Below are 233 nucleotides of genomic sequence, written 5' to 3'. Positions count from 1 at the left end.
CAGGCTGGCTCTTCTGTTCTGGCCCAGGCCAACCAGGTTCCGCAGACCATGCTGTCCCTGCTGCGTTAATCGTCAGTTCGTCATTAAAAAGCGCTGCAGGTCAGCGCTTTTTTTCTTTTCAAATCAAAGCCAAATAAAAAATTAACATTAAAATTACTAAAGTTTGAAAGTGTCCTGTCGATAATCCTGGAGAAGGCGATGAAGCCACTGGCGCATGCCGAAACTCATGACTA

Annotated in this window: 1 protein-coding gene; it reads left to right on the top strand. The window is 45.5% G+C overall.

Features of this window, described 5'->3' with window-relative positions; all coding sequences use genetic code 11:
- Window positions 1-69 (top strand): flagellin (locus FFB58_RS23185; protein WP_138371071.1); only part of this gene is annotated, 69 nt, incomplete at its 5' end.
- Window positions 70-233 lie beyond the last annotated feature (164 nt).

The sequence above is a fragment of the Enterobacter sp. MF024 genome (assembly GCF_005843915.1).
GTDB lineage: Bacteria > Pseudomonadota > Gammaproteobacteria > Enterobacterales > Enterobacteriaceae > Enterobacter > Enterobacter barmai.
This window is presented reverse-complemented; position numbering and strand designations above follow the sequence as displayed.